This is a genomic window from Stackebrandtia nassauensis DSM 44728 (assembly GCF_000024545.1).
GTDB classification, from domain to species: Bacteria; Actinomycetota; Actinomycetes; order Mycobacteriales; family Micromonosporaceae; genus Stackebrandtia; species Stackebrandtia nassauensis.
This window is the reverse complement of the sequence record NC_013947.1, coordinates 2,825,775-2,849,306: the sequence shown is the minus strand read 5'-3', so window position 1 is coordinate 2,849,306 and position 23,532 is coordinate 2,825,775. Positions and strand designations below refer to the sequence as shown.

General features: G+C 68.2%; 24 protein-coding genes. 6 read left to right on the top strand and 18 right to left on the bottom strand.

Annotated elements, in window-relative coordinates; all coding sequences use genetic code 11:
- Positions 1–38: 38 nt before the first annotated feature.
- Positions 39–716 carry a nucleoside/nucleotide kinase family protein gene (locus SNAS_RS13345; protein ID WP_013017956.1) on the bottom strand — a complete coding sequence of 226 codons (678 nt, stop codon included), beginning with the start codon at positions 714–716 and terminating at the stop codon, positions 39–41.
- Positions 717–923: 207 nt separating this feature from the next.
- On the opposite strand from SNAS_RS13345, the gene SNAS_RS13340 reads away from it, so the two are divergent.
- Positions 924–2,468 (top strand): cellulose binding domain-containing protein, encoded by a 1,545-nt coding sequence (locus SNAS_RS13340; protein ID WP_013017955.1) that lies wholly within the window; start codon positions 924–926, stop codon positions 2,466–2,468.
- Positions 2,469–2,568: 100 nt separating this feature from the next.
- Positions 2,569–3,147, top strand: coding sequence for a dihydrofolate reductase family protein (locus SNAS_RS13335; RefSeq protein WP_013017954.1), 579 nt, complete (start codon positions 2,569–2,571; stop codon positions 3,145–3,147).
- On the opposite strand, the gene SNAS_RS13330 is transcribed toward SNAS_RS13335, so the two are convergent.
- Entirely contained in the window at positions 3,129–3,839 is a 711-nt protein-coding gene (locus tag SNAS_RS13330) for a helix-turn-helix domain-containing protein (protein ID WP_013017953.1), read from the bottom strand. The two genes, SNAS_RS13335 and SNAS_RS13330, sit on opposite strands and share 19 nt — an antisense overlap.
- A 70-nt stretch (positions 3,840–3,909) precedes the next feature.
- Here SNAS_RS13330 and SNAS_RS13325 point away from each other — a divergent pair, with 70 nt between their 5' ends.
- A complete protein-coding gene (locus SNAS_RS13325) occupies positions 3,910–4,215 on the top strand; it encodes a hypothetical protein (protein ID WP_041624854.1) in 306 nt (101 codons plus the stop codon).
- On the opposite strand, the gene SNAS_RS13320 is transcribed toward SNAS_RS13325, so the two are convergent.
- From SNAS_RS13320 to yczE, 3 genes are all read right to left on the bottom strand, one after another.
- Entirely contained in the window at positions 4,193–4,402 is a 210-nt protein-coding gene (locus SNAS_RS13320; protein WP_013017951.1) for a hypothetical protein, read from the bottom strand. The two genes, SNAS_RS13325 and SNAS_RS13320, sit on opposite strands and share 23 nt — an antisense overlap.
- A gap of 226 nt (positions 4,403–4,628) precedes the next feature.
- Positions 4,629–6,020, bottom strand: a complete 1,392-nt coding sequence (locus SNAS_RS13315; protein WP_013017950.1) for a hypothetical protein — start codon at positions 6,018–6,020, stop codon at positions 4,629–4,631.
- Positions 6,021–6,140: 120 nt separating this feature from the next.
- Positions 6,141–6,824 carry a membrane protein YczE gene (gene yczE / locus SNAS_RS13310; RefSeq protein WP_013017949.1) on the bottom strand — a complete coding sequence of 228 codons (684 nt, stop codon included), beginning with the start codon at positions 6,822–6,824 and terminating at the stop codon, positions 6,141–6,143.
- Positions 6,825–6,885: 61 nt separating this feature from the next.
- On the opposite strand from yczE, the gene yczR reads away from it, so the two are divergent.
- Positions 6,886–8,313, top strand: a complete 1,428-nt coding sequence (gene yczR / locus SNAS_RS13305) for a MocR-like transcription factor YczR (protein WP_013017948.1) — start codon at positions 6,886–6,888, stop codon at positions 8,311–8,313.
- A gap of 36 nt (positions 8,314–8,349) precedes the next feature.
- Here the strand turns inward: yczR and SNAS_RS13300 are convergent, their stop codons facing one another.
- Complete coding sequence (locus SNAS_RS13300) at positions 8,350–8,664, bottom strand: hypothetical protein (protein ID WP_013017947.1); 315 nt, start codon at positions 8,662–8,664, stop codon at positions 8,350–8,352.
- Between the two features lie 216 nt (positions 8,665–8,880).
- The gene (locus SNAS_RS13295; protein WP_013017946.1) at positions 8,881–9,990 is read right to left on the bottom strand and encodes a glycoside hydrolase family 43 protein; all 1,110 of its coding nucleotides are present in this window, start codon (positions 9,988–9,990) and stop codon (positions 8,881–8,883) included.
- Between the two features lie 52 nt (positions 9,991–10,042).
- Here SNAS_RS13295 and SNAS_RS13290 point away from each other — a divergent pair, with 52 nt between their 5' ends.
- Positions 10,043–10,549 carry an SRPBCC family protein gene (locus tag SNAS_RS13290; protein WP_013017945.1) on the top strand — a complete coding sequence of 169 codons (507 nt, stop codon included), beginning with the start codon at positions 10,043–10,045 and terminating at the stop codon, positions 10,547–10,549.
- Here SNAS_RS13290 and SNAS_RS13285 read toward each other — a convergent pair.
- Positions 10,518–11,324, bottom strand: a complete 807-nt coding sequence (locus tag SNAS_RS13285; RefSeq protein ID WP_013017944.1) for an alpha/beta fold hydrolase — start codon at positions 11,322–11,324, stop codon at positions 10,518–10,520. The two genes, SNAS_RS13290 and SNAS_RS13285, sit on opposite strands and share 32 nt — an antisense overlap.
- 77 nt (positions 11,325–11,401) lie before the next feature.
- On the opposite strand from SNAS_RS13285, the gene SNAS_RS13280 reads away from it, so the two are divergent.
- A complete protein-coding gene (locus SNAS_RS13280) occupies positions 11,402–12,250 on the top strand; it encodes a helix-turn-helix domain-containing protein (RefSeq protein WP_041624850.1) in 849 nt (282 codons plus the stop codon).
- A gap of 1 nt (position 12,251) precedes the next feature.
- Here SNAS_RS13280 and SNAS_RS13275 read toward each other — a convergent pair whose 3' ends face one another.
- The 10 genes from SNAS_RS13275 to SNAS_RS13230 form a co-directional block, all read right to left on the bottom strand.
- Positions 12,252–12,644 (bottom strand): OsmC family protein, encoded by a 393-nt coding sequence (locus SNAS_RS13275; protein ID WP_013017942.1) that lies wholly within the window; start codon positions 12,642–12,644, stop codon positions 12,252–12,254.
- 21 nt (positions 12,645–12,665) lie between these two features.
- On the bottom strand, positions 12,666–14,411 hold the full coding sequence (locus tag SNAS_RS32740; RefSeq protein ID WP_052304996.1) for an Hsp70 family protein: 1,746 nt from the start codon (positions 14,409–14,411) through the stop codon (positions 12,666–12,668).
- Between the two features lie 103 nt (positions 14,412–14,514).
- Positions 14,515–15,303, bottom strand: coding sequence for a class I SAM-dependent methyltransferase (locus SNAS_RS13265; RefSeq protein ID WP_041626045.1), 789 nt, complete (start codon positions 15,301–15,303; stop codon positions 14,515–14,517).
- Positions 15,304–15,346: 43 nt separating this feature from the next.
- Positions 15,347–17,482 carry a transglycosylase domain-containing protein gene (locus tag SNAS_RS13260; RefSeq protein WP_013017939.1) on the bottom strand — a complete coding sequence of 712 codons (2,136 nt, stop codon included), beginning with the start codon at positions 17,480–17,482 and terminating at the stop codon, positions 15,347–15,349.
- Positions 17,479–19,038 carry an FAD-dependent oxidoreductase gene (locus SNAS_RS13255; RefSeq protein ID WP_013017938.1) on the bottom strand — a complete coding sequence of 520 codons (1,560 nt, stop codon included), beginning with the start codon at positions 19,036–19,038 and terminating at the stop codon, positions 17,479–17,481. Before SNAS_RS13255 ends, SNAS_RS13260 begins: the two co-directional genes overlap by 4 nt.
- A complete protein-coding gene (locus tag SNAS_RS13250) occupies positions 19,038–20,003 on the bottom strand; it encodes an aspartyl/asparaginyl beta-hydroxylase domain-containing protein (protein WP_013017937.1) in 966 nt (321 codons plus the stop codon). Before SNAS_RS13250 ends, SNAS_RS13255 begins: the two co-directional genes overlap by 1 nt.
- A 186-nt stretch (positions 20,004–20,189) precedes the next feature.
- On the bottom strand, positions 20,190–20,960 hold the full coding sequence (locus SNAS_RS32735; RefSeq protein WP_013017936.1) for a class I SAM-dependent methyltransferase: 771 nt from the start codon (positions 20,958–20,960) through the stop codon (positions 20,190–20,192).
- A gap of 10 nt (positions 20,961–20,970) precedes the next feature.
- The gene (locus SNAS_RS13240) at positions 20,971–21,597 is read right to left on the bottom strand and encodes a sulfotransferase family protein (protein WP_013017935.1); all 627 of its coding nucleotides are present in this window, start codon (positions 21,595–21,597) and stop codon (positions 20,971–20,973) included.
- The gene (locus SNAS_RS13235) at positions 21,594–22,757 is read right to left on the bottom strand and encodes a cytochrome P450 (protein ID WP_013017934.1); all 1,164 of its coding nucleotides are present in this window, start codon (positions 22,755–22,757) and stop codon (positions 21,594–21,596) included. Before SNAS_RS13235 ends, SNAS_RS13240 begins: the two co-directional genes overlap by 4 nt.
- Positions 22,758–23,005: 248 nt before the next feature.
- Positions 23,006–23,368, bottom strand: coding sequence for a hypothetical protein (locus SNAS_RS13230; RefSeq protein ID WP_013017933.1), 363 nt, complete (start codon positions 23,366–23,368; stop codon positions 23,006–23,008).
- Positions 23,369–23,532 lie beyond the last annotated feature (164 nt).

The window sequence follows — 23,532 nt, the reverse complement described above, 5'->3', positions numbered from 1 at the left end:
GGTTCCGGGGCCGAACTCGTGAGACGCCGCTCACGCGCTCACTTCGGCCAGGCCAGCACGCGCGGTGTGGCGGGTTGGTTGTTGTCGATGAGCACGTCGGCGAATCGCTCGGGAGCCGCCTCGGCGCGGTAGAGGCGTTGCGCGGGCAGGTAACGACGGCGATAGCGTTCCCGGACCACGTCGGCTCCGCCCATCATGGACGCGTCGCGTTCCAGGGCCCGCCGCTCGATCTCGTCCTCGTCGATGTCGAGGAGGACGCGCAGGTCCCAGTGGTGGCGCAGTTGCGGCCGCAGCAGGAAGACCCCGTCGCAGATCAGCACCGACCCGGGCGGCGCGAGCCGGAGTGGTTCGTCCAGCGGCCGGTCCTCGCGGTGGTCGAACACGGCGGTGCGGTACCGGCGGTCTCCGTTGGGGCCCAGCGGTTCCAGCAGCTGTCGCCGCAGCGCGTCGTAGTCGAAGGTGTCGTGGTAGCAGCCTTCGGGAGACAGGCCGCCGCGTCGCAGTCGCTCGGCCCGGGGCCGGTGGAAACTGTCGATTCCGGCCCGGATCACGGTGGCGGGCGCCGGAATCCGGGGCGCGAGTTCGTCGGCGAGGGTGGTCTTGCCCGCCGCGTCGGGGCCGTCCACCGCCACCCGCAGGACGCCGTCCCGGCGGCGCCGCGCGATGAGTCGGGCGAGCGCCTCGATCAGTTCGTCCCGCGCCACCTGACCGTCCACGTCCTGGACTCTATCGAGCCCGTCGAGGGGCCCGGGTCCGATGTCTTGACCGGCACCGTGTCGTCACGTTAAGCTCTGACACGCCCAGAAAATAATAAACTTAACTATTTAACGGTCTGGCTGGCTCGTGCCCGAACTCGGCCAGATGCCCTGCCCGCAGGCGAATCCGGCGCCGCCTACCCATTTGATCCATTAGGGATTGTCGACATGCGAACATCATCGCGTCTGGCGGCGCTACTCGTGCTCGCCCTCCTCACCTCCTTCGCCCTGGCGGCCCCGGCCCACGCCGCCGCGACCACCGCGTCCTTCACCAAGACCTCCGACTGGGGTTCGGGTTACGAAGGCAAGATCACCATCAACAACGCGTCCTCCTCGGCCATCGACGGCTGGAAGGTCGAGTTCGACCTGTCGTCCGGTTCCTCGGTCGGCACCTACTGGGACGCCCTGCACACCAAGTCCGGCGACCGCAACACCTTCACCCACCGCGAGTACAACCGCAACATCGCCGCGGGTGCCACGGTCAGCTTCGGCTTCATCGTCAGCGGCACGGCGACCCCGACCAACTGCACCATCAACGGCGCCTCCTGTGGCGGAGGCGGCGATCCCGGCGCGCCCAGCGCCCCCACCGGGCTGCGGTCGACCGGCACCACCAACTCCTCGATCAGTCTGTCGTGGACGGCCTCCGGCGGCAGCGTCACCGGTTACCGCGTCTACGAGGGCGGTTCCGTGAAGACCACGGTCTCGGGCACCTCCGCGACCATCTCGGGACTGGCCACCTGCTCGTCGCACACCTACACCGTCGCGGCCTACAACGGCTCGGGCGAATCGGCCAAGAGCGCACCCGTCAGCGCCACCACCAGCGGCTGCACCGGCGGCGGGACCATGAAGGCCGCGCCGTACCTCTACATGGGATGGGGCAACCCGCCCAGCCCGTCGACGGTCATGAACGCCACCGGCATCAAGTACTTCACGATGGCGTTCATCCTGTCCTCCGGTGGCTGCAACCCGGCCTGGGACGGACAGCGGCCGTTGCAGGGCAGCGCCGACGCGACCGCGATCTCGCAGATCAAGGCCGCCGGTGGCGACATCATCCCGTCCATCGGCGGTTGGAGCGGCAACAAGCTGGGGCCCAACTGTTCCAGCGCCGAAGCGCTCGCCGGGGCCTACCAGAAGGTGATCGACGCCTACAACCTCAAGGCCATCGACGTCGACATCGAGAACACCGACGAGTTCGAGAACGCCACGGTGCAGGACCGCATCCTGGGCGCGCTGAAGATCGTCAAGCAGAACAACCCCGGGATCAAGACGATCCTGACCTTCGGCACCACCACCAGCGGACCCAACAGCTGGGGCAACCGGCTGATCCAGCGAGCCGCCGAACTCAACGCCAATGTGGACGTGTTCACCATCATGCCGTTCGACTTCAACGGCGGCGCGAACATGTACCAGAACACCGTCAACGCCTCCGAGGGACTGAAGAACTCGCTCAAGACCTCCTTCGGCTGGTCCGACTCGGTGGCGTACTCGCGGATGGGGATCTCGGGCATGAACGGCCTGTCCGACCAGCAGGAGCTCACCAGCCCCAGCACCTGGAACCAGATCACCCAGTGGGCCAAGTCCAAGGGCCTGTCGCGGCTGGCGTTCTGGGCGGTCAACCGGGACCGGCCGTGCCCGGGCGGCGGCGTGGTGTCGCACTGCAGCGGCATCGACCAGCAGCAGTGGGAGTTCACCAAGATCACCGCGGGGTTCTGAACCCGGCGCTCACCTCACCCCGGCTGTCGTTTCCGTACAAGACGGCCGGGGTGATCACTTCTACGATGAGCGGACAGACTGATCTTGAGGAGACAAGCAGATGCGTGAACTGGTCTATACGGGGTTCATGTCGCTCGACGGCGTCGTGGACTCGCCGGGCGGTGGGCCGGGCGAGGAACACCGCGGCGGTGGCTGGGTGGTCAAGGACGTCGAGTTCCTGCCCGAGGCGTTCGCGCTCAAGGAGGAGGAGCTCGCGGACACCACGGCGTTGCTGTTCGGCCGCCGTAGCTACGAGGCGTTCGCGCCGGTGTGGCGCGACTCCGAGGACCACGCCGCCTACAAGGATCTGCCCAAGTACGTGCTGTCGACGACCCTGACCGAGGACGCCCTCGTCGACGGCTGGGGGCCGACGACAATCCTGCGTTCGGACGACGAACTCGCCGAACTCAAGCGCGGCGACGGCGGCGCGATCTTCATCCACGGCAGTGCCGAACTGGCCCGGCGGCTGTCCGAGGCGGGCCTGATCGACCGCTACAACCTGCTCGTGTTCCCGGTCCTGCTCGGTGCCGGGAAGAGCCTGTTCAGCAGGGCCGACCTGGACAAGCGGGTGTTGCGGCTGCGGGAGTCCGAGGCTTACCCCAACGGGGTCCTGAAGGTGATCTACGCGCTCAGCGCCTGATCCAGGTCCAGGGCGATCGCGCCGCCCGGGCCCTCGCGCAGTTGCCGCGCGGTGCGCCCGACATAGCGGCGCAGCGCCCGGGCCAGGTGCGGCTCGTCGAAGTAGCCGAGCCGGTGGACGACGTCGGCGACCCGTTCACCGGCCGCCAGCGCCACCGCCGCCGAACGCACCCGTTCGACCTGCCGGACGGTCCCGTGGGTGAGCCCGGTCGCCGCCCGGAACCGGCGCTCGGCGGTGCGGCCGGACACCTCGGGACGGTGGCCGCGCAGGACCTCGGCGACCAGCGGGTCGCGCACCACGGTCCCGGATCGGACGAGCCGATCGACCAGCGCCTCGATGTCGTCGGGGCCGGGTGTCTCCCAGCGGTGGCCGTCCAGCCGGAAACTGCCGCGCGTGGTGTCGGGAAGTTCAACGCCACCATCGACAAGGCTCGGCGTCGGCACGGCCCGCAGCGAAGTCCCGACGGCGAACTCGACGCCGACGAAGCTCGCGCCCTCCGGCACCGGCGCGGTCGCGGTTCCGGTCTCGGGGCCGGTGATCGCGGCGTACGCGCGACCGTCGCGCTGCCAGAACACCAATCCCCAGCGCACCGCCGCGACGGAGGTCATCTCGGTGACCCGCTCACTGGTGCAGGTCCACACGCTGTCGACCCACGGCGAGTCGGACGCACGAGTCTCGAACCGCAGTCCCACGTGGGGAAGAATACGCCCCGCATCGGCCCGGGACGCCCGCATCGGATCGAAAAACGTCTATTCTCGTTTGATGCTCGACGAGCGACACGACCACCGTCGCCCCGCCGTTCCGGGGCCGATGCCGCAGCACGACGGCTGCGAGGCCATCGGCACCGTCCTCAACGGCAGCTACAAGACCCGTTGGCACACCAAACGAGCGGGCGCGATGTGGGTTCTGGGTTCACTGACCGGCTTCAGCACCTCGATGGCCATAGGCGCCGCCAGTGTGATCGCGGCGGTCGTGGCCCTCGGGTTCGGCACCGCGACCGTCATCGTCTACCGAATCGAACGCAAACAGCGACGGCTGCGCGCGCTCACCTGGCATCTTTCAGAGTGATGGTCTCGTCGAACAACTGAATGCGTTTGGCGTAGTTGGCGTTGACGAGCGCGCCACCGTCGTCGTCGGCCACCGACTCGAAGGTGTACCGGCCGTCGCCGCCCTCGACCCGCTTGAAGGTCACGTAGCCGTCGCTCAGGTCGCCGTAGATGACCCGGCCCTTGCCCTCGCCGTCCTCCCAGTGCAACCGGTCGTCGATGAACGCCGCCGCACCGATCCCGCCAACGACCTTCCACTAACGACTACGCATCAACCGTCCGGCCCGGCTGGTCGCGTGGCTGGTCGGCGACGCCGGACGCTGGGTGGTGGGGCAGGTCATCAAGTCCGACGGCGGATTCGACCTGTGGCGCTGATGAGCCGGGACGGTGCCCTGTTGAAGTCACCGCCCCGGCTCGTTCGTCGCACCCCTGGAACTAGTCGACGATCAGCCGGTAGTTCCCGACGTATTCACCACCCTTGGTGCCGTGGGTGATGCCGATGGCCTTGACCGCTTCCAAGGCCTGCTCGGCGTTGCCCAGCGGCATTTTCGTCACGTCCACGAAGACGGCGCCGTTGAGTTTGTCGACGGCACCGCCGACGGCGTCCTTGTAGTACTTGTTGTCGCTGATCTTGCCGTCACCGGAGTAGCCAACGGTGGAACCGGTGATGGTGCTGCCCTCGACCGAGGTCTTCAGCGCGCCACCGGCCAGGTCGGCGAGGGCCTTGAGGGCCCGGGCCTTGTCGGGCGAGGTGGTCTCGATGACGGCCATGCCCGACGGCGTCGATGTCTTGACGCCGTTGACACTCAGGGTGCCGCTGGCGCCGGACAGCAGCTCGGACACCTTGTCCATGATCACGTTGTCCAGGCCCTCGCCGATCTCGCCGAAGCCGCTGTTGACCAGGACCATCAGGATGCTCTCCTTGACGTCCTGCGGCAGCGCCAGCGCGGCGCCGATGTCGGATTCGGGCAGCTGGGACAGATCGTCGATCATGCCCTTCTTGCCTTCGATGACGTCCTTGGCGCCGAAGGTGGACGACACGGCCTCGATGCCGTAGTCGCGTGCCTGCGCTCCCACGGCGATCTGGCCGTTCATGTTGTTCTTCAACACTTTGAGGGCGTCGAAGGGGAGGCCGCCGCCGTCTTCGGGCAGCTTCTTCTCCAGCAGTTCGTAGGACTGTTCGAGGTCGGCCCAGGCGCTGAGGACCTTGTCGTCGCCCAGGAAGGAGTCGGCTTTGGCGAAGCGGTCCGATTCCGACAGTGGTGCCTTCTCGGCTTCGGAGACCGCCGTCTTGGCGGCTTTCTGCGCGCCCTTCTCGCCGAAGGCGATGGTGGCGTAGCCGTCCTTGACCTGGTAGCCCACCTGGTCGTTGCCACCGGCCTGCTTCACCGCCGCCAGGCCGTCCTCGGCCTTGCTGTCGTCGATACTGGACACCGAGGCCAGTCCGTAGGGCTCGCCCTTGTACTCCCACAGGGCGACCGAAGCGTTGGGGCCGACCCATTCGGAGAACCTGCCGTCGGCGAAGTCGCCGTCCTTCTTCTCGAGCATCTCGAGGAACCGCGACACGGCTTCCTGCGGCAGGTCGCTGTCGACGGCGGCCGAGGGGAACTTCGCGACGAGTTCGAGCAGCTCCTGTTGCTGTTCCTTGCTGACGTCCAGGTTGAACGACGCGAACGCCGCGGTCGATGCGGGGAGCCGGGACTCGGGGTCGGTGCCGTCGGTGCCGAGATACGACGTACCGGCCCAGGCCCCGCCGCCACCGATCGCCAGCGCGAGGGCGGTCGCGACGCCGATCACGAGCTTCTTGGGACGCTTTCTCTTACTCACATTCGTGACCTTTCGGGTCCGGGGAGGGAACCAGGCCAATCTGCCAACACATACCCGGTAAAGCAATACGCGCGGGATGTCCCACCTGTGACTCGCCCAATCCCGCCGCGCCGTCGAGGCTCAGTTCCGTTGCGGCTCAGGCTCGGTGGCGTCCTCACCGGGCAGCGCGACGGTGAACCACGGCAGCATCAGTTGCGACAGCGGGCCGATCGCCAGGGCGTACAGGACGGTGCCGACGCCGAGCACTCCGCCGAGCGCGAGTCCGGCCAGCACCACCGCGATCTCCATCAGGGTGCGCACCAGTCTGATCGAGCGTCCGGTCACGCGGTGCAGTCCGATCATGAGACCGTCGCGCGGTCCCCGGCCGAACTGGCTGCCGATGTACGCCGCGGTGGCGACACCGTTGAGCAACACTCCCGCGACCAGGAGCCCGATCCGGGCGTACAGGGCGTCGGGTCGGTCCAGTATGGCCAGTACGCCGTCGGCGGCGAGACCGATGACGATGGCGTTGGAGATCGTTCCCAGGCCGGGCTTCTCCCGCAACGGGATCCAGGCCAGCAGCACCACGAAGCTCATCACCACGACCGCCTGGCCCAGCGTCAGCGGGATGTGCCGGATCAGGCCGGAGTGGAAGACGTCCCAGGGTGACAGGCCGAGGTCGCCGCGAACCATCAGCGCCAGCGAGGCGCCGTACAGGACCAGTCCGATGTAGAGCTGGCTGAGGCGGCGGGGCAGTCGCCCGGCGCGCAGTTGCGCGATCGGGCCGAGGGTGGTCAGACGTCGGGTGGCTGCGGGAGCGGTCATGACCCCATCCTGCGCGCAAGTGGCCTGGTCAAAAATAGCCAATTCTGAGATAGTGGCCTGCATGAGCCGCACCCTCACCGCCGCCCGGGTCACCACACTCGTGGGCGACTTCGACCGTTCCCCGGCGTACCTCGGCCTGGCCGACGCGCTGCGACTGCTGATCGGCGACGGCCGGATCCCGCTCGACACCAGGCTTCCCAGCGAACGTGAACTCACCGGAGCGCTGGGTGTCTCGCGCACCACCGTGACCCGCGCCTACGCCGAGCTTCGCTCCAGCGGCTACGCGGCGGCCCGGCACGGCTCGGGGACTTACACCCGGCTGCCCGGCGGCCGGGCCCGGATCCGGGACAACGCGCTGCTGCCCTACGCCGGGGACGAGAACGCCATCGATCTCAACTGCGCCGCGGGTTCGGCACCGCCGGGAGTGGCCACCGCCTACGCCGAGGCGGCGGCCGAGCTGCCCGCCCACCTGGCCGGACACGGCTACTTCCCCGCCGGGCTACCGCGACTGCAGGCCAGCATCGCCGCGACCTTCGACGCCCGGGGCCTGCCGACCCGGCCCGACCAGATCATGGTGACCCCCGGGGCGTTGACGGCGACGGCGATCGTGGCCAAGGCGTTCACCGGCCCTCGCGACCGGGCCCTGATCGAGAGCCCGGTGTACCCCAACGCCACCCAGGCGATCCGCAACTCCGGCGTCCGGCTCGTCCCCTCCCCCGTCGACCCGGAGGGGTGGGACCTCGACGCCATCGGCGAACTGCTGCGGCAGACCCGGCCGACCCTGGCCTACCTGATCCCGGACTTCCAGAACCCGACCGGTCGGCTGATGAGTGCCGAGGACCGGGAACGGTACGCCGCCCACCTGCGCGGCTCGGGCACCCTGGCGGTGGTGGACGAGGCGCACCAGTTCCTGGCCCTCGACGGTCAGGAGATGCCGCCGCCGTTCGCGGTCTACGCCCCCGGCACGGTCACCATCGGCTCGGCGAGCAAGTCGTTCTGGGGTGGACTGCGGCTCGGCTGGATCCGCGCGGCCGACTCGGCCCAGATGCTGGCCTTCACCCGGGCCCGGGTCGGTCTGGACCTGGGAGCCCCGGTACTGGAACAGCTGGCCCTGGTCCAGCTGCTGCGCGATCCCGAACCGGTGCTGACCGCGCACCGGGATCGACTGCGCCAGCAACGGAACCGGCTGCTGGCGGCCCTGGCCGAGCACCTGCCCGACTGGCGGTTCGTCCGCCCGGGCGGCGGGTTGTCGGTGTGGTGCCAGCTACCCGAACGCGGCGCCACCGCGCTGGCGGCCGAAGCCGAACAGCGCGGTGTACTGCTGGCGCCGGGACCGATCTTCGCCGCCGAGGGCGGGCTCGACCGGTTCATCCGGATTCCCTGGACGGCCCCCGCGGATCTGCTCGAGGAAGCGATCCGTCGCCTGGCCGAGGCGTGGAAGGTCGTCGACGCGGCCCCGACACCTCGACCCCGCCTTGTGGTGGCGTGACTCGGTGTCGAGTGCCGCGACGGCCTTCCGGTCCGATCAGGGAGCGGTCGGGGCGCTGATGTTCGCGGTGGCGACCACGGGTGGATCGATCACCGGATCGACACTGTGGCTCTCCCGCCACCAACGCATGAGGTTGCGGATGTAGATGACCTGGAGTCCGATGACGAGCGGAGCCAGGCCCCACACGTCCCAGACGATGATGAATACGGCCCACGGCACGCCGCCCAGTACTCCGAGCAGCCAGCCGAGGTTGTTCTTGTTTCCCGCGAGCCAGTAAGCGATGAGCTGGTTCGCGCTGAGCAGGATCGCGACGGCCTGTCGAACGAAGTCGCCGTCGAAGTTGAACTCCATGTCTAGACCTCCCCGGCCCAGTAGGGGCCACCTGTTGGTGGCGGTGTCGGTGGTGGGGCAATGAATGGCACTGCCATGCCCGAAGCCTAAAGATCATCTCGATATGCGAGTGTCGCTTTATCGACTATGGGGGATGTCGGATTGCCGACGCAACGGATCGCCTCGGGCACAACCGAAGCGATCCGTTTACTCTATTATCGACTGTCTATAGTGCCGTCAGCGTAGCACCGGACGGCCCTTGACCCAACCCAACTCGGCCCGGTACATATGCCGGGCCTTGCCGACCAGGCCGTGGAAGAAGATGTGGTCGACACCGTTGGGGCCGGTCACCACGTCGGCGCCACCGGGTCCCTTCACGGCCCCACCCAGGCCCTTCATGCTCAGCAGCGGCTTGTCGGCCTTCTTGAACGGCCCGGTGATCTTCTTGGCGACCGCGTAACCGGTGAAGTAGGTGTTGCGCGCGAAATGGTCGCCCGCGTAGAAGAGGATGTAGTTGCCGCCGCGCTTGACCATCACCGGCGCCTCGATGATGCCGCGTTCCACGGCCCGGTCGTTGCGCAGAATCGCGAACCGCTTACCGAGGAGCTTCAGTCCTTTGGGGCCGGTCTGGTGCATGTAGATGACAGGCGGCTTGCCGATCACGTTGTTCTCGGCCTTGTACATGATCCAGTGCTTGCCGCCCTCGGAGTAGCTGCCCGCGTCGATCGCGCCGCCCTGCTTGGTGGGACACACCAGCGGCGCGTTCCCCACCGCGGTGAAGGGTCCCTCCGGTTTGGACGCGGTGGCCGCGCCGATGCACTGCTGGCCCGACTTGGCGTGGTGCGCGGTGTAGTAGAGCAGGAAGCTGCCGTCGGGGCGACGGGACACGTCCGGCGCCCAGGTGCGTCCGGGTTTGGCCCAGGCGCCGAGTTTCGGCATCCCGTCGGCGCCGGTGAACTTCCACGGACCGCGCGGTTTGTCCGCAGTGGCCACCGGCAGGTTCCGCTTGTTGTTGGTGGCGTAGGCGTAGTACCGGTTGCCGACCTTGATGACCTCGGGGTCGGCGAAGTTCTTGTCGATGACCTTCTGAACCTTGGCGGCCTTGGTCTGGGCGTCCTCGGCTTGGGTGACCGCGCCCAGACCGATACAGGCTACTGTGGACGCGGCCACGGCGACCACGACCCCGATGGCCAGAACCTTACGGCGACGGACGAATGACAACGCACTGGTGAACATCGGCGGTTCACTTTCTTCCTCGGTGGGCTTCAGTGCTAGAGACGCGAACTCCGGCTCCGCGGGCAGACAATCGGCCGCGATTATGAGCCACATCACATCGCGCGCCGACACGGATCGTGTCCTCCGGCCGATGAGTTTCGCCCCGCCACCGCGTCTACAGGACATGGACCACGAGAACGTAAGCGCCACCCTGATGGTGGCGGCGCCCGCCGCGACGGTGTTCACGGTGCTGGCCGACCCGCAGACCCACGCGGCGATGGACGGCACCGGACGGGTGCAGGAACCGCTCGACCGGGAGCCGCTGTCCGAAGTCGGACAGGTCTTCCGGATGAACATGTACCACCCCGACCATCCCGACGGGAACTACCAGACGGCCAACAAGCTCCACGTGTTCGACTTCCCGCGCGCCATCGGCTGGTACACCGGCTACGATCCCAAGGGCGACGGGCAGCTGGAGTTCGGCGGCTGGTTCTGGCGCTACGACCTGGCGCCACTGAGCCTGTCGCAGACCGAGGTGACGCTCACCTACGACTGGTCACAAGTGCCGCAACGCATCCGCGAGTACATCAACTTCCCGCCGTTCGGCCCCGAGCACTTCACCGACTCGCTGCGTCACCTGGCCGCGCTCGCCGCGCCGACTACCCCTTCCGGGGCGAGTGAGCCGACGTGAAGGCCAGCAGCGTTTCGGCGGTACGGGGCGGGTCCTCGATGATCGGCGTGTGCCCGACGCCGGTCAGCATCTCGACCCGCGCGCCCGGTACGGCACGGTAGTCGTCGAAATCGGACGGACGCCAGCGCCGATCCTGCTCGCCGTAAACGACCAGCAGCGGTTTGCCCACGACGGTCAGTCGCTGCGGGATCACCTGTCGCTTCAGGTATTCGAGCGACGCGCCCATCGTCCGCGTCAACGAGTGGTACGTCATGGCGCGCACCTCGTCGAGCAGTTCGGTCGGGACCGGGAAGTCGGCTCGGCCGAAGCCGGTGCTCGCCAGCTGCCGCAGCTGCTCGTCGGTGGGCGGCCACTGCGAAGGGTCGAGGGCGAAGTTCGGCGCGATGAAGGCGTCCAGGCTGGGGCCGGTGTTGATGAGCGCCAGCGCCGTCACCAGTTCGGGCCGCCGCTCGGCCAGCGCGGTGGCGGTGTAGCCGCCGCTGGAGTGTCCGACCACTATGGCCTCATCGACGCCGAGACGGTCCAGCGTCTCCCCCACTCGGCGCGCCTGCTCGGAGATCTCGTAGCCATCGTCCGGTTTGGCCGACCGGCCGTGCCCGAGCAGGTCGACGCGGATGACGTGATGGACTCCGGTCAGCAGCGGAACCAGCTGGTCCCACGAGCGGGTCGAGGACGCGGAACCGTGGATGAGCAGCAGCGCGGGAGCGTGCCGGGGGCCATCCTGGCGCACGTGGAGGTCGTCGTCGGTTCGCGGCTTGTCATCGGAAACAGTCATGGACCCACTGTCGCCGACGACGTGCGGCCGCGGCTTGAACAAATGTTCCCGCGCTCGGGCCCACGTAACATGGGTGGATGCGGTCCACTGTGCGGCAGCGCGGCGAAACGGCGGGGTGGGATGTGGCGAATCCACGGCGACCCGGCCGGGTGGCCGGTGTCCGCATGGCCGGGTTCGGTGTCCCCGGTTCGCTGGCGGAGGGCTTGCGGATCATCCCGCATCCGGCCATGATGGTGGCGGTCGAGTTCAGCGCGACCGCGTCCGTCGCGGTGGACGGCGGCGGGCGGCGGCAGCGGGGCAGCCTCGTCGCCGGTCCCGGTTTCGGTTACGGCGGCGCGGTCCGGGTGTGGGGCGAGAACGTCGAATGTGTGCAGATACGTCTGTCCCCTGTGATCGCGGGCGCGGTCCTGGGCATGCCTCCGTCCGAGCTGGACGGCACCATGACGACGCTGGCGAACCTTTGGGGCGCTGAGGCGTCCCGCATCGCCGAGCGACTCAGCGAGGCACCCACCTGGGAACAGCGGTTCGCGTTGGCCGACGCGCTGGTGGTCCGCCGACGCTCGACGGCCGCGTCGGTGGATCCGGAGGTGACCTGGGCCTGGAACCGGATCGTCCGCAGTCGCGGCCGGGTCCGGGTGGAGCGGCTGGCGTCCGAACTGGGCTGGAGCCGCAAGCGCCTGTGGTCCCGGTTCGGCTCCCAGATCGGACTGACACCCAAACGCGCGGCCCGGCTGGTGCGCTTCGACCACGCCGCCCACCGTCTGGTCGCGGGCCACGACCCGGCCACCGTCGCGGCCGAGGTCGGCTTCGCCGACCAGTCGCACCTGCATCGGGACATCGTGGCGTTCACCGCGGCGACCCCGTCGGCGATGACCGGCGAACCGTTCCTGACGATCGACGACAAGGCATGGCCCGTGCGGGGATGACTCAGGTCGTGACCGTGACCGGCGTTCCCTCCGACAGGGTGCGGCTGACGGTGCACGCGCGTTCGTGCACCCGCTGTGCCACGGCCTTGAACACCTCTTCGGCCTTGTCGTCGCCCTCGGGCAGTTCGACGTCGTAGGTCACGGTCACCGGGCCGAGCAGGTTCGTCGCGACCTTCTCCCCTTCCACGGTCATCGCCAACCGGACCAGCCGGTGACCCCGTTTGGCGGTCAGCGGCTCCACCGAGACGATGTTGCAGCCGCCCACCGCGGCCAACAGCAGCTCCACCGGCGTGAAATCGGCGCCGGACGTGGAATCGCCGATGCTGATCTCGCCGCCCCGTCCGTTTCGCGCCACGTACCCGGCGTCAGTGCGCTCCACCCGTACGGTTCCCATGTCACATGTCCCTTCTTCGAGTTAGGCGTCGTTCCCGTCGAAACAGAAGTACTTCTCCGTGGCCGACAACTGTACGACTCCCTTGTGGCCAGCACAGTCGTCTTTGGATTTGACGGGGCCGTCCTTGACGACGAACACCGCGCCTTCGTCATCGCATACGACCGTGTAGAAGTCCTTGTCGAGACAGGCTTTCTTCTTCACCAGCACGGTCTGGCAGTAGATCCCCTCTTCAACGGACCGCCAACCGTCCTCTTCGGGCTTGTCTCCGCACTCGTCCTGGTGCGAGACCTGTCGGGTGAAGCCGCGATTGGCGTTCTTCTCGTCGCATTCGGCGGGGTGCCCGGTGTCGGCCACGTCCGCGTAGTAGCAGCCGAGGTACTGCTTGTCGTCATCGTCCATGAAGCTGGCGATGTCGGGCTCCTTGCTGACCTTCACGTCGACGGTCTTGTCGGAGTCGTCCGACTTGCCATGGGCGGCATCGGTGTCAGCGCTGCTTCCGTTGCCGTTGCCGCCGTTGTCGGAGTCCTCGGGTGCCTTGCCCCAGTTCAGCAGCGTGAAGGCCGCGATGACGGCCGCGACGGTGACCACGGCGAGGACGGTCCGCACGACGGCCTTGCGGCCGAAGGACTTCGAGGACGCTCCGGTCGCGGCCTCGGCCATGCCGAGGGAAGCCTCACGGGTCGGCGGCAGCGACATCGCGGGCGCGGCGACGGCGAGCGGCTGGGCCCGGTGCGCGTCAGTGTTCGGTTCGTCCAGGCACCGCAGGGCGCCCTGCGCCACGACCTGTTCCGGCTGCCCGGTGATCACCGGCGCCTGCCCCAGTCGGCGATGCAGCAAAGTGGACACCATCGGCACCCGGCTGGATCCACCCACGAGGTAGAGGCTGACCGGCTGTCCCGCCGCGCCGCGAACCCCGGCCAGGGTGCTGGCGGTCAGTTCCACGGTCCGCTCGATGAGCGGCCTGGCGACCTGTTCGAACTCCTCCCGGGTGACCGGCAGATCCCGGTCCAGCAGCGGAATGTGGACCAGGCCGCTGGAGTTGCGCGACAGCTGTTCCTTGGCGTCCCTGATGTCCTCGTACACGGAGCGGAAGGCCCGCCGGGTCACCGCGTCGACCGGGCGCATAATGCGCTGCCAGGTGGCAGGGTCCATACTGGATGCGACGTGGCCGATGTGGTTGAGCAGGGCGGCGTCCAGGTCGGCGCCACCCACGTCGTCCAGTCCCGCCTGGGCCCGCACCCGGTACTCACCGCCGGTGCGGGTCAGTACGCACACATCGAAGGTGCCGCCGCCGAAGTCGTAGACCACCACCGTGTCCGGCGACCGGCCGTGGGACTCCGACGCGGTGAAGAACACCGCCGCGGCCTCGGGTTCGGGGATCAGCTCGACCCGGCCGAGCCCGGCCTGCTCGGCGGCCTGCCGCAGCACACCCAGCCGGGCGCTCCCCCAGTTGGCCGGATGCGTCATCGCGACCGCCTGCGGTGGACCACCCGCCACCCGGTTCGCCTCGACCGCGACCATGCGCAGCACCGAGGAGATCAGTGTCGCGACAGGATACTCCCGTCCTCCCAACAGGACGGTTCCGTCATCGATGCGGCGCTTCGGGTTCGGCTCGAAACTCTCCGGTGCCATCCGCGCCGACCTCACCGCGTCGCGCCCGGTGAGGAGCTGCCCCGTATCGGCAGCGTGCACCGCCGACGGCAGCAACGGTGAGTCGCCGAACAGCAGCGGTTGCCCGATCCCCGTACCGGGGTCGAGCACGGCCACCGTGTGTGACGTTCCGAAATCGATAGCCAGTCGTACCTTTGTGGTCATTACGACCCTTCGCCGGGGGTTGCGTGCGGGGGTTGATCAGCAGACACCTTAACAATCAGAGTCGTGGCGACCGCCGCATCCGCAGCACACAGGTCAGCATCGGCAGCACGAACTCGCCCTCGGCCGTCTCCGGTCGGTTCGCGAGATAGTCACGGATACGACCGAGGGTGGCCTCCCGCTCGGGTTCGGGCATGACCAGCATCCCGGCGCGCGTGGCCAGTGTCGCGACGAGGGACTCGGCGGTGCGGCGCTGCCCGTGCGGGAACAGCTCCTGCTCCGGGGCGCCGAACCGGGCGACCCCGTCGGCTTCGGGTACCCGGATCCCGGCCACCTCACCGCGCCAGCCGGTGGGGGTGTCGCGCGGACCGATGACCGCGCTGCCCGCGATCCGTGCCAGCCCGGCGACCCACCCGACCCGGTCGTCCATCACGTTCCACAGCCCGGCCAGCACGCCGCCGGGGGCCACAACCCGGGCGAGCTCGGGTCCGGCGACGGCCATGTCGAACCAGTGCATGGCGTTACCCGCGACCACGGCGTCGACGCCCGCGTCCGGCAGCGGAATCGCCTCGGCACTGCCGGACAGCGCGCGGACGTCGACAAGCGTGCGACGCAACTGGGCAAGCATCAACGCGTCGGGCTCGACGGCGACGACGTCGGCACCCTCGGCCAGCAGCGTCGCGGTCAGCTTCCCGGTACCGGCGCCGAGGTCGAGCACCCGCCGCCCGGACGCGGGTTCCAGCGCCCAGCGCACCGCGTCGCGCGCGTAGTCGGGACGATGCTCGGCGTACGCGACCGCCGCCGCGCCGAACGACGCGGCGTGACGTGAACGTTCCTCGGATTCCACGCGGTCAGCGTATCCGTCGATCACCTCCTCGGCGATCGCTCGCTCAGTCGCCGGGGTCCGGGGCCGAGGTGCTCGGCTCCCCTTTCGGGTCCTCCTCGGATCCCTCCAGGCCCGCATCGGATTTCGTGGTCGGGAACCGCTCGACACCGGTGGCGGCGACCCGCTCCCAGATCTTCTGCGCCGTGGTGTCCTTCACCGAACTGCCGTCGCCCTCGTGCTTGTCGTCACCCGCCCACACCGCCAGCGACAACGCCGGGCTGAACCCGGTGTACGAGGTCGCCGAAGCGTTGGTGGCCATGACATCGAGGTACCTCGCGTCGTCGGTGTCGGTCGGCGGCACGACGCCATACGACAACATCATCGTGAGGTCACCGATTGCCGTGCCGTCGACCGCGCGTTTCGCGGAGTCCTTGGGTTTGAACACCGTCTCGCCGTCCGCGTCGGTGACCTTCTCGATGACGTGCGTCGTCGCGCGGGTGCCCCCGGCCGCGATGGTGGCGTACATGGTCGCCGAATCCGCCAGCGACATCCCGTACTCGCCGATTCCCACGCCGCCGGTCCACTCGGCCTCCGCGTCGCCCGGATCCCGCCATTGCGGTTCCGAGTCCTCGGTCGCGGGTTGCCGCAACCGGGTGACGCCCAGTCGGTTCGCGGTGTCCGCCACCGCTTCGGGACCGAACTTCTCGGTGATGTCGTCGGCGCCGGTGCTGAGTTTCTCGCTGACGACGTCGGTCAGGCTCGCCTTCGGTTCGTCCTTCCCTCCGATGTTCACGATGGGTTCGTCCCGGTAGTCGACTTTCCGGGGCGAGGAACCGTCCCATTTCGACGTCGGCGAGGCGCCGTGCTCCAACGCGGTCAGCGCCGGAACCACGTTGAACGTCGTGCCCGGCGGATGCGGCAGATCGGACCCGGCCAGGTCCGCCTCCGCGCCCGACGGCCCGCCGTAGTAGGCCAGCACCCGGCCGGTGTTCGGTTCGACCGCCACCACCGCGGCGTCCTCGTCACCGGAGGCGGTGGCCCGCTTCGCGGCCTTGGCCGCCGCGTCCTGCAGCTTCGTGTCGACGGTGGTCGTGATGCGGAAGCCGCCGCGAAGCACCTCCTCCTGCGAGATTCCCGCCTCGCGAAGCTCGTCGAGCACGTACCCGTGCGAAATGTGCCCGGTCGGTGTGTCGACGCGGGCCTCGATGACGCTGGACGGGTCCACAGTGTCAGGGAGTTTCGTGATCTTGTCGCGCTTCGATTCCTTCAGCTTCCCGATCTTCACCAACTGGTCGAGCACATAGGACCATCGGCCTTCGGCGTTTCCCTCGACCTCGTTCTTGCCGAGTCCCAGCGGATCACCGGGATCGTAGGCGCCGCTGGGAGACTTGATCTGCGCCACCAGCAGCGCCGACTCCGCCACGTCGAGGTCCTTGACCGGTTTGTCGAAGAAGGCGTGCGCCGCCGCCTCGACGCCGTAGGCTCCCCGTCCGAAGTAGACGAGGTTCAGGTAGTGGTTGAGGATGGACTTCTTGCCGTAGTGGTCCTCCATCTTCATCGCCATCACCGCTTCGCGCGCCTTGCGCAGATAGCTGCCGTCGCCGCGGATCTCGGCCACCTGCCCGACGTACTGCTGCGTCAAAGTGGACGCCCCCTGGGTGGAGCCACCGGACACGTTGTTCCACAACGCCCGCAGCACACCCCAGATGTCCACACCCTCGTGTTCGTAGAACTGCTTGTCCTCGGTACCGATCAGCGCCCACTCCAGGTGGTTCGGTATCTCGTCGAGCGAGACCGAGGTCCGTTTCTGGGCACCGATGGTGGCCATCTCGGTCTTGCCGTCCGAATAGTAGACAGTGGAGTTCTGACTCAGCTGGTCGTCCAGTTCCCCCGGCAGCTCAACGGAAGCGAAGAACACCGAACCGGCGACGATGCTGACGCCCGCCAGTATGGATGCCACCGCCGCCAGTGCGGTCAGCCGCCGTTTCCGGCGGGTTCGTTTGCGGCGCTTGGACTTCTCCAGTCGCGCGACCCGCAGGTCGACTGGTCGGACTCTGGCGCGGCCGGTACCGGGTCGGCCGAGCGCCGTGGGAAGCCACGCCAGCAGCGGCGGGACCAGGCGTGCCCGCGAATCGTGAGGTTCGCCAGCTTCGGATTCGTTGTCTTCGGTGTGATGAGAATCTTCCTGGGGATCATTCACCTCCTAAAGACGCTCGGCGGCGGGAATTCGGTTGGCGACAAAACGGAAGAACTTTCCGTAACCGGACTGTTGCCGTGAAGCGACGCGGCCATCACCCGATCGATGGTCGCCTGTGGATCATCGGGGCACGCGCGTCCGCGCCAGGCGACGAAGCCGTCGGGTCGGACCAGGATCGCGCCGTCGGGGTCGACGCCGGGCAGGTCGATCGGCAGACGGTTGACGGTCAACGACTCGTGGCCGACTCGCCCCCAGGCCTCGCCTCCGGACGAGGTCAGCAGCACGAACCCCGAGCCGAACAGGTCGAGGCTGGACTCGCCCGACGGCAGCCACAGGTGCGGAAACCGGGTGCCCACGGCGGCCGGTTCGGCCGACACGATGTCCTCGGATCCGTAGCGGTAGCCCATCATCACCGCGGTGCGCTCGACGATGGTCGCTTCGCGGTCGGTCCAGTCGGCGCCCAGCCGGGTGCTGGCTCGCGCCAGGGCCTGGCGCATGGTGAACTCCGCGACCGGGTGCCGTTCGGCGTGGTAGGTGTCCAGCAGCGCCGAGTCGGCGCGGCCGGTGAGCACCGCCGCGAGTTTCCAGGCGAGGTTGTGGGCGTCGGCGACCCCGGTCGCACCACCGAAACCGCCCGGCGGCGGCATGTGGTGCGCGGCGTCGCCGACCAGGAACACCCGGCCGTCCCGGAACCGATCGGCGACGGCGGCGCCGAGCCCGAATCGCAGTGCGGGGCTCGTCGATCCCGGCACCGGCGGCAGGATCCGCAGCGGCGGTTCGCCCCCGAGGGCCGCGTGGACGAGCGCCTCGCAGTCATCGCGGGTGGCGCCACGGTCCCCGGGGTCGGAGGTGCCCAGCACCCAGCGTCGCCGCTGCGGGTCCAGGGACATGAGGTAGGTCTGCGGGTGCGGCTGGGTCAGGAAGGCCATGTGGACGGAGCGGTCGCCCAGCAGCGGATCCAGGTCGGCCTCGAACAGGATCGACAGCATCCGGCTGATCTCGCCGGGGCCGGTCATGCCGATGCCCAGCCGGTGCCGGATGCCGCTGTTGGCGCCGTCGGCCGCGATCAGGTACTCGGCGGTCACGGTCGAGACGGTGCCGTCGGCGGCTCGCAGCCGCGCGGTCACCCCCGCGCCGTCATGGCTGAAGTCCTTGAGGCTGACGCCGAAGCGGACATCGGCCCCCAGCTGTTTCGCCCGCCGCCACACCAGCCGTTCGGCCCGGTCCTGGTCGATGGGGATGCCCCGGCACGGGCTGATGTCGTCGGCGAGCCCCGCGTCCTGATGTTTGTCCAGTACTGTGTGGACACCGCCCAGGGTCTCGGCCCGCACCATGGTGAACTCGGCGTGATCGGCGAAGGCGTCACCGGCGCGCACCAGCTCGGGCTCCAGGCCCACCTGGCGGTACATCTCGACGAGCCGCGGCGCCAGACTGCGCATTCGCGGGTGCCGCAACACATCCTGATGGCGTTCCACCACTGTGCACTCGACACCGTGCCAGGCCAGGAACAGCGCCGTCGACAGTCCGACGAGACCGCCGCCGACGACCAGGACCTTCATCACGCGAGTTCGGTCAGACAGACGGTCTCGGACATCCTTTCGCCCAACCGGGTTCGGCATCGCACGTGGCCGTTCGCCAGTTTCACCGTGCGCTCCTCCGACCAGCCGGTGAACCGGAACTCGTCGTCGCCGACGTGAACCAGACCGAACGTCGGTTTACCGTCCACATGCAGTACCGGGCCGTCGTCGCCGGGCACCACCTCGGCGTCCACCAGTTCGTCGATCGCGGCGACCGGTTCCTCCTCCGACCATTCGACGAACCGCGCGGGCATCCGGAACCGGCAGCGCGTCACCGGTGGGCTCGGCAGGTTGGGCCGGGTCACCAGCACATCGCGCTCAGGAAGGGCGTCCCGGAACTCGGACGGGAACAAGTCAAGCAGTTCCGGGCTGACCAGACAGTCCAGCACCAGATGAATCCGGGCCTCTTCGCCGTCGTTGCGGACATAGTGGAGCCGGTTGAAGTCACCGAACCACAACCGTCCCGCGTCCCAGTGGTAGTCGCGGCCCTCGATGACCACGAACGAACCCGGATTGGTGATGACGGGGATGTGCAGCCGCGTCATCCCCCACGGCAGGCCGCATTTGGCGTCCCGGTGTTCCTTGACCTCGACGCCCGGCCCCAAAGCCATGAGCCGCACCGCCAACAGCGTCGTCGGGATGTCGCGCAGCACCTTGGCCAGTTCGGGCGAGCGGTCCAGGTGCGGGGTGTCGGCGTGATCGACGGGCCCGGCACCGCCGGGATCGGTACGGGCCGGATCACCGCCCGCGCTGCGCAACGACAGGATCGTCCAGTCGATCGCGGCACCCCCGTAGACGCCGTCCTGCCCGACGGAACGCTGCACCTTCCAGGTCTGCTCACGCAGCGCGTTGACCTCGGCGGCCAGCAGCGAGGCGTCGTATACGCGGTCGAGCGCCGCCGTGGCGGGCACCGATTCCCACCGTTGTTCCAGGCTTGGCGTGGTCATCGGAAGTACTCCTGTTCCAGAGGTCGCGAAGAGGCGGTAATCTGCGCTGGCCGTGGCCCGACGCGTTCGCCGGGCCACGACACTCGCAACTCAGTACCAGTAACGCATGGCGCACCTCCTTTCCGGACTGTGCTCAATCCGGTGTCCCACAGGCTGTCGAGACCCGGGCACCGGATTCCATGACGGTTACACCCGCTTGGCGACCAGGGTTCCCTTGTCGTCAAGCGGCGTACCCGTCTTGGTCAGTGCCGTGCCCGCCACCGGTTCCAGGCCGACGGCTCGCAGGTCGGCGAAGACCGCGGCGGGACGGTGCATGTGGTGTTCGCGCTCCACGGTGTGGGTCGTCAGCAGTTCGTCGTTGAGGTAGGTGCGGTACACGTGCCGCACCTGTCCCAGGTCGGGCTGCACCGGGGTCACGGCGGTGGACAATGTGTACCGGCAGTCTCCCTGCCGCACCGACCGGATCTCGCGTTCCGCGAACCGGGGAATGACCTCGTCCTCGACCATGTCCATGGCCACGATCCCGCCCGGGGCGAGATGCTCGGCCAGCCCGGCGAACAGGGCCTGGCGGGCGTCCGGCGGGACGTGCTCGAACACGGCGGAAACGTAGACGTAGTCGAAGGTGCGCCCGAGACTGAATCCCGGGACGGCCTCATCGAGGACGGTCACCTTCTCCCGCAGTTCCGGAAGCGACGCGAGTTTCGTCAGCAGGATCGTCCGCATGAACGCCGAGCGCTCCAGGCAGTACAGCGAGGACAGTCTCGGGGCCACAGCGAGTGTCATCCGTCCGGTGCCCGGCCCGATCTCCAGCCCGGTGCCCCCTTCGGGGGCCAGCTCGGCGAAGAACGACACCAGGTCGGTGGATCCCGGTCCCACGTGCAGCCAGTCGTAGAGCCCGGCGACGGCTCCATAAGGGTCGGTGTCAGAGGTGACGGTCAGGTCCGGCACGGTCTCCATGTGCGCTCCTTCAGTTGGGGACGGCCCCGGCGGAGCGGGCCCGATCCAGGTATTCGCCGGTCGAATTGGCGTGTGGGAACGGCTCGTCGGGAACCGCGACCCCCAGCGCCTCGCACAGGGGCGGCCATCCAGCCGCTACGTCGACGTCGACGAGCCGGTCGGCGGGGATGGTGGCGCGGACCTCGTCGCGATGCGCCCGATACACGTCCATCGCGTGCTGTGGGTCCGAGAACCGGCCGTCGAAGACTCCGCTCCAGATGAGACGTTCGATGGTCTTGTCCCGGGGTTCGACGGCCGTCCTCGGCCGGGTGCGGTACAGCGTGCGACTGACGCTTCCGTACCACTCCACCGGATCCCGGTCGATGAGCAGCACCTTCGCGTCCGGGAACGCCTCGGCCAACTCGCGCCAGTAGCACGAGGCGGGCCAGGCGATCGTGCTGGCGAACCCGGACAGCAGCACGTCCCAGTTGGGATCGTTACCATCGGCGACCCACATCCAGTCCCGCGCGTGTTCGACATCGGTGAACAGGTGCCGCATGTAGTGGCAGGGCCCGAAACCCAGCGTCTCCAGGGCCAGCCGTACCGAGGTGGTTCCGGTGCGCCCGAAGGACGCCCCGATGATGTCGAGTCTCGTCATGGCACACCCGCCTGGGATTCAGCGCGCAGGCTGACCGGGAACCGGTCCAGACTGCGCAAGGTGAGATTGGGCAGATAGGACGGTTCACCCGTCGCGTGCGCCTCGGGGAAACGCTGCGACAGCATCCGCATGACGACCCGCAACAGGATCGCGGTGAACGGCGAACCCAGACACGACTTCGGACCCCGTCCGAAACCCAGGTGCGGGTTGGGATGCCGATCCAGGTGCACCGACTCCGGGTCGGCGAACCGATCCGGGTCCCGGTTGGCGGCGCCCAGCAACAGCGTCACCGCCTGCTCGGCCTTCACCTGCGTGTCACCGATCGTCGTGTCGGTGATGCACGCCCGGGCCACCGCCTGAATCGGACCCGCGTAGCGCACCAGTTCGTCGGTGGCGCGCACCGGATCGGCCGCGACGAAGTCCGGCAGCGCGGCGGCGCGCTCGTGGAACACGGTCACCGCGGCCGAAGCCAGCAGCTTCCCGCCCGAACTGAAGCCCGAGAACAGCAACCCGCGCACGGTGTTGGCCAGGACATCGGGCGCCACGTCGGTGCCGTCGAGACGGGCGCGCAACTCGCCGAGGATGCCGGTCTTCGGCAGGTCGGCCATCCAGCCGTCCACAAGGTCAGCCAGTTCCTCATGGGCGTCCCGCAGTTGCGCGCCGCGCTCGGGCCACAGGCCCGCGTCCATGCCCGCCGCCACGATCCGGCCCACCCGGGAGGTCCACTCCGCCTCCGGCGGCTCCACCCCCAGATAGTCAGCGGTGGTGTTGAGCGCCAACGGCTCGGCGAACTCGGTGAGGAAGTCGAAGGACTCGCGATCCTGCAGCGAGTCCAGCAGCTCGGTGGTGCGTGCGGCGATCTGCGCCTCGATCTTCGCATTGTCCTGGGCGCGCAGGGTCTCCAGGAACAGTCGGCGCACCCCGGTGTGCTCGGGAGGGTCCAAAGTGAGCATGTTGATCGCGCGGGGCGGCACCTGCTCCCCGACCCGGCGCCAGTCGGCGGCGAACCGGGCGCTGTCCTTCAGGACCGCGACACAGTCGGCGTACTTTGTGAACATCCACGAGTTGAGTGGCTCGTAGAAGAAAACCGGGGTGTTCTCGCGCAGTTTCGCGTAGTGGGGATAGGGGTCGACCAGGATTTCCGGTCTCGCCAAGGACATGATGGGGTCGTCAGAACCAGGCTGTGACAAGGGGATTCACCTTCCCTTGTATCCGGTCGGTAACTATTCGGTCAGATTAACCGTAAGCACCGAACCCAGCTAGACCCGTTCCCACAATAGTTCCACAAACGCCACCAAAACCCACGAATGTCCCTTATCGATAATTCAGATCCTCAGGGGCACAACGGCCCGCGCACCGAAGCGTGGTGCGCGGGCCGCGTGGACGTCGCTACGGACTCAAGGGTTCGCTACTCGTAGAATCCCACGGAGTGCGCGCGGGAGCCGCCGCCGATCCGCTCGATCTCAAGGTGGTACTCCGGGCCTTCGACCACGTCGTACGTGAAGTAGTCACAGCCGGAGTCGCCGCCGTCGGTGTCGTAGTCGAGCATTTCTCGCGTGTCGTGCACGCTTCCCACGACGCCTCTGCCGTCCTTCTTGGTGTCGCAGACCTTGAACTTGTCGCCGTTGTCGATGAACGTGATGTAGCCGTAGGCGTTCTTCGCGATGGGGGCGGCTTTCGCGCCGAGGTCGTCGGCGGTGGCGTAGGCGGTGGCACCGCCGACCAGGGCCACGGTGGCGGCGGCGACGAAGACCAGTTTCATTCGCTTCACTATGGGGTTCCTTTGAGGGAGTGGTGCAGTTTCCTTGCTGACAAGTCAGTAAGGGCTGAGAATGACAGCGCGGCGGACATTACCAGCAAATGAAACCGCATGTGAAACCCCAACTAAGAGTCGTGGGAGCGCTACCACGAAGCGGCGGCTAGCCCGGTGCGGTT

Excerpts from the sequence above, each read along its gene's own strand:
- SNAS_RS13340 (WP_013017955.1), top strand. The coding sequence starts at position 924 with ATGCGAACATCATCGCGTCTGGCGGCGCTACTCGTGCTCGCCCTCCTC.
- SNAS_RS13335 (WP_013017954.1), top strand. The coding sequence starts at position 2,569 with ATGCGTGAACTGGTCTATACGGGGTTCATGTCGCTCGACGGCGTCGTG.
- SNAS_RS13325 (WP_041624854.1), top strand. The coding sequence starts at position 3,910 with ATGCTCGACGAGCGACACGACCACCGTCGCCCCGCCGTTCCGGGGCCG.
- yczE (WP_013017949.1), bottom strand. The coding sequence starts at position 6,824 with ATGACCGCTCCCGCAGCCACCCGACGTCTGACCACCCTCGGCCCGATC.
- yczR (WP_013017948.1), top strand. The coding sequence starts at position 6,886 with ATGAGCCGCACCCTCACCGCCGCCCGGGTCACCACACTCGTGGGCGAC.
- SNAS_RS13300 (WP_013017947.1), bottom strand. The coding sequence starts at position 8,664 with ATGGAGTTCAACTTCGACGGCGACTTCGTTCGACAGGCCGTCGCGATC.
- SNAS_RS13290 (WP_013017945.1), top strand. The coding sequence starts at position 10,043 with ATGGACCACGAGAACGTAAGCGCCACCCTGATGGTGGCGGCGCCCGCC.
- SNAS_RS13285 (WP_013017944.1), bottom strand. The coding sequence starts at position 11,324 with ATGACTGTTTCCGATGACAAGCCGCGAACCGACGACGACCTCCACGTG.
- SNAS_RS13280 (WP_041624850.1), top strand. The coding sequence starts at position 11,402 with ATGCGGTCCACTGTGCGGCAGCGCGGCGAAACGGCGGGGTGGGATGTG.
- SNAS_RS13275 (WP_013017942.1), bottom strand. The coding sequence starts at position 12,644 with ATGGGAACCGTACGGGTGGAGCGCACTGACGCCGGGTACGTGGCGCGA.
- SNAS_RS13255 (WP_013017938.1), bottom strand. The coding sequence starts at position 19,038 with ATGAAGGTCCTGGTCGTCGGCGGCGGTCTCGTCGGACTGTCGACGGCG.
- SNAS_RS13250 (WP_013017937.1), bottom strand. The coding sequence starts at position 20,003 with ATGACCACGCCAAGCCTGGAACAACGGTGGGAATCGGTGCCCGCCACG.
- SNAS_RS32735 (WP_013017936.1), bottom strand. The coding sequence starts at position 20,960 with ATGGAGACCGTGCCGGACCTGACCGTCACCTCTGACACCGACCCTTAT.
- SNAS_RS13240 (WP_013017935.1), bottom strand. The coding sequence starts at position 21,597 with ATGACGAGACTCGACATCATCGGGGCGTCCTTCGGGCGCACCGGAACC.
- SNAS_RS13235 (WP_013017934.1), bottom strand. The coding sequence starts at position 22,757 with ATGTCCTTGGCGAGACCGGAAATCCTGGTCGACCCCTATCCCCACTAC.